This is a genomic window from Desulfosarcina sp. (genome assembly GCF_041551955.1).
Classification (GTDB): domain Bacteria; phylum Desulfobacterota; class Desulfobacteria; order Desulfobacterales; family Desulfosarcinaceae; genus Desulfosarcina.
In genome coordinates this window covers 1-4498 of the sequence record NZ_JBFELV010000422.1, presented here as the reverse complement: position 1 = coordinate 4498, position 4498 = coordinate 1, and the positions used below count along the sequence as shown (strand labels likewise).

Here is a 4498-nt window from a genome sequence, read left to right as displayed (position 1 = left end):
GATTTCCATTTCAGGGTTTTGAAGGCAAATTTCAGGGAGTTCCTTATTGAATGCCACATTGTGGCTGTCTATAGTAAAATATCTACCAAACAACATATTATTGTAGACCGCTTAGCAGGCAATAATCTTCATGTACAGTATTTTGTCCCCCACCAATAGCGTTAGGAGCATACTTATGAGAAAAAACAAAAGGAAAAACAAATTTCAAATGAATTTGTCACGGCGGCAAGTGTTGAAAGCCGGGCTTTTTGCCGGTGCGGGAATGATGCTGCCCTGGCGATTGCGCATGCCAACGGCCCATGCCGCCACTCAAGGGCCGGGGCTGAGTGATCCTTCCCTGCAGCCGAAATTCATGGAATTGGTACCCAATGCCCTTGATCCTGGGTTCATTTTCGACACACTTAAAGGCAAAAAACACAAAATTAAAGTAGCTGTCAGTCAGACGATGCAGCAGACCGGTCTCCAAGACGCAATGGGCAACAAATTGTGGACCACCGTCTGGGGATACGGTGAGAAAAAACTCTACACCTGGCCGGGTCGTACCTTCCAGGTCAGAAGCTACGAGCCCCTCGAGGTCAAGTGGGAAAACAAATTGAAGAAGATCGCGCCCATCATTACCGGCAAGGACAACAGCAGTCTTTTCGGCAATGATCCGACCTACGATTTCACCGGCCGCTCAGTGATCGACACCAACCTCCACTGGGCATACAGTCTGCACGGTTATGAGCGCTATAGCATCGAAAAAGACGGCGTGCCCATCGTGCCCCACGTCCACGGCGGCCACAACGATTTCGAGGCCGATGGCAACCCAGAATTCTTCTTTAGCCCGAATTGGAAAATCCGCGGCCCGCAGTGGCTGGACAAAAAGTACCTTTATGACAACAGCCAGCCTGCCGGTACGGTCTGGTACCACGACCACGCCCTGGGCATCACCCGTCTCAACGTATACGCCGGCATGGCGGGATTCTACATCATCCGAGACGACTTCGATACTGGTTTACCAAACAACCCGCTGAGCTTGCCCGCCTTTCCCTATGAAGCCGCCTTTGCCATCCAGGACAAGATGTTCAAGGACACCGGCGAGCTGTTCTACCCGGCCTTCCCCGGCGATCCGTTCTACGTTGACTTTATCACTGGCGAGGGGGCTACTCTGCCAGAAGCTTTATTCCCCGGCGGCGGCCCGACCGGGCTGGCCGAGTTCTTCGGCGACCACATGGTGGTCAACGGCAAGATCTGGCCCAAGATGGACGTGGAGCCGCGCAACTACCGCCTGCGCTTGCTCAACGGCTGCGACAGCAGATTCCTGGCCATTCAGTTCCGGAAAGCCGCAAGCTCCGACGCCACGAACCTGACAGGTGCTGGTGATCCGATCCCATTCACCGTCATCGGCAGCGACCAGGGTTTGGCCTCTGAGCCGACCACCGTCACTACGCTGATTGTTGAAACTGGTTCGCGTTACGACATTATTTTTGATTTTAACGACTTCGACGACGAGCGCATTATCATGGAAAACATCGGTGGCGACGAGCCCTTCGGCGGCGGTTTGATCATCAACCAAGGTGGTCGGGATTTTCCTGAAATGGACCGTGTCATGGCCTTTGACGTGGTGCTGTCGCGGGATAACGCCGTGCCCGATGTCAGTCCGGTGACGGGCTACGCGACGCCGATCGTTGCCGGTGTGGCATCCCGCACGCGCAAAGTCGCCTTGTTTGAAGGTACCGACGAGTACGGACGCCTGCAACCATTGCTGGGCACGGCCGAACCAGCTACGGACCATCTCGGTAATTCCATCAACTGGCCAGCGACGACCGAATACGAGTTAGCCGTATTTCCTGACGGTACGCCTTCTCCGCTGGTCGGGCAGATGGAAGGCTCCATCGCCTGGCACAGCCCAACCACGGAGAACCCGGCACTTAATTCCACTGAAGAGTGGGAAGTCTGGAACGTGACTGGCGACGCACACCCCGTGCACCTTCATCTCGTGCATTTCGAAGTTCTCGGCCGCGAGGCGATCAAGTGGGACACCAATGCCGATGAGGATGGTTTCATCCCAGACGGATCTACGCCCGCTGAAGATGGCACCTACCTGGTCCCACAGCCAACCGTACAGCACAACTCAGTTGCAGGAGACCCCGCCACTTATGGTCAGGGATTCAGAATTGTCAATCCTCAAACCGACGGTCCAGCAATTATTCCGCCAGAACAAAAACCTGACGCTTACGTTGAGAATGCTCCCAAAGACGTGGTCACGGCCCTGCCGGGACAGGTCACCCGCATCAAGGCGACCTTCGACAAGCCTGGCCGCTATGTCTGGCACTGCCACATCCTCTCCCACGAGGACCACGAGATGATGCGCGTAATGCACGTCGGACCGGGGGCCTAAGCCACAATTACCCGCACGATAAATCGGGTGCCGCCTTGAGGCGGCACCCGACCTTATGTACGTTAGAGATGAAAAGATCTTTTAAGCAGGCACAAATGGACAATCCTACGAGGCGTTCTTAATTTAGTGAATAACATCGGAGGCTAACCAGTGAAAAGCCACTTGAAACCAATCCCGCTTCGGCGCTTGTCAGCTGCGCTGCTCCTCGCGGGCCTCAGTATCTGCTGTCTGCTGCCGGAACGTGTGGATGCCCGAACGGCAGACATTGGCCACAAGGAGGTACCGGCGATCATGTTAAAAAACAGCTCTCTAAAGCTGGTCGGGACGGCGGTGACCCGCAACCCGTTAAAGCGCATTGCTGTGATCGAGGATCTGAACAGCCGCCGGCAGTGGTTGTTTCACGAAGGCGACCGCGCAGGCGGCATCCTCATCAAATCGGTCCGGCGCGATCATATCGTTATCGATGCGGGCAAGGGTGAAGATACGGTGAAAATAAGCGGCTATCTGAGTCAGGGCCGGTCGACAACTGTCTCACTAAACGTACCACCGGAGAGAGATCTACCCAGTCCATCGGCCACGCCAATCAACCGGGTCGGTTCGCGCGAGCGTCTCTATGTCATCGAACGAGCGGCGGCCGAAGCTGCGTTTGCGAATCCCGCATCGGTCCTGGACACTGTCGACATCGTGCCTGCCCGCTTTCTTAATCGCGAGGTGGGCTTTCGAATCGCCGCCTTCGACCCGGCCAGCATTTTTTCGAAAATGGGTCTGCGAAGTGGCGACCTGGTGCTGGCGATCAACGACCAGGAGATCGCCGGGCCGCAGGAAGCGACCTCCTTTTTTGAGATCATCCGCCAGGGCGGCGACATCGACCTGACGGTCAGGCGCCGGGCCCGCACCTACCACATCAATCTGCTGATAGAATAACACCCACCCCAACCGGACCTTGTTTCGTTCAGCCGGAAGTGTTCTCACGCAAACCCGCCCGGCAATGCCAGCCTCAACCGCAGTGTTCGGAAAAACTGCGATTTGGATAAAGACCGCAACAGGGCAAGTATTGCGCCGACAACCGTTCACGTTGTACATATAAAGAGCCGTTCGGCGACACATGTCTGGATGTGAGCGTCGGTAAAGAAATTGTAATTTAAGAGGTCGGTGAAAGAATAAAAGATGAACAGAAACCTGTTGGGTAACAGTGGTCTACCAGTCACGCCGATAGGCTTGGGTCTGGCCGCACTAGGACGGCCCGGTTATATCAATATAGGGCATGGGAATGACTTGAATCACGAGCACGATGTCACTGCGATGGAAGCTCAGGCGCACCGCGTATTGGATTCGGCATGGGATGCCGGTATCCGCTATTTCGATGCGGCCCGATCATACGGAAAAGCGGAAGAATTTCTGCATACCTGGATTGCGAAACGGGGCATTACAGAAAAGGCGTGTACCATTGGCTCCAAATGGGGTTACACCTACACTGCCGATTGGCGGGTCAGTCTACCAGAAGGACAGAAGCATGAAATTAAGGATCATTCCCTGCCGGTGCTGAAACGTCAGATTTTAGAAAGCATCGCCTTTCTCGGAGGTCATCTCGATTTGTACCAGATTCATTCGACGACCCTTGACAGTGGGGTTTTGGATGATCAGGCGGTGTTGCTGGAACTGGCTCGATTGCGTAACACCGGGCTGAGTATTGGTTTCACGGTAAGTGGTACGCAGCAGGCGGACACGATCCGGCGTGCATTGGAAATCGAGTTTGATGGTGTTCCTCTTTTTTCGGCGGTGCAGGCAACCTGGAATCTGCTGGAGCAGTCGGTCACGAGCGCCTTACGGGAAGCGCACGACGTTGGAATTGGTGTTATTGTCAAGGAAGGCTTGGCCAACGGCCGTTTGACCGCACGAAACGATTCTCCCGAATTTAAACGCAAGATGGCTTTACTGCAAGCCCAGGCAGAAAACCTAAACGCCACGGTGGACAGCTTGGCACTGGCAGCGGTAATTAACCAGCCGTTTGTTGACGTGGTCTTGAGTGGCGCCGCATGCGTCGATCATCTAAATTCCAACCTGCAAGCCTTGAAGATAAAATGGAACGACTCGCTGGCAGAACGGTTGGATGCG

General features: G+C 54.8%; 3 protein-coding genes. All 3 read left to right on the top strand.

All coding sequences use genetic code 11. From position 1 onward, the window contains the following. Positions 1–175: 175 nt before the first annotated feature. Positions 176–2383 (top strand): multicopper oxidase family protein, encoded by a 2208-nt coding sequence (locus tag ABYV26_RS21610; protein ID WP_372683430.1) that lies wholly within the window; start codon positions 176–178, stop codon positions 2381–2383. Between the two features lie 150 nt (positions 2384–2533). Then, positions 2534–3307: a PDZ domain-containing protein gene (locus ABYV26_RS21605; protein WP_372683429.1), complete on the top strand. Its 774-nt coding sequence runs from the start codon at positions 2534–2536 to the stop codon at positions 3305–3307. 243 nt (positions 3308–3550) lie between these two features. Beyond that, positions 3551–4498 (top strand): aldo/keto reductase (locus tag ABYV26_RS21600; protein WP_372683428.1); only part of this gene is annotated, 948 nt, incomplete at its 3' end.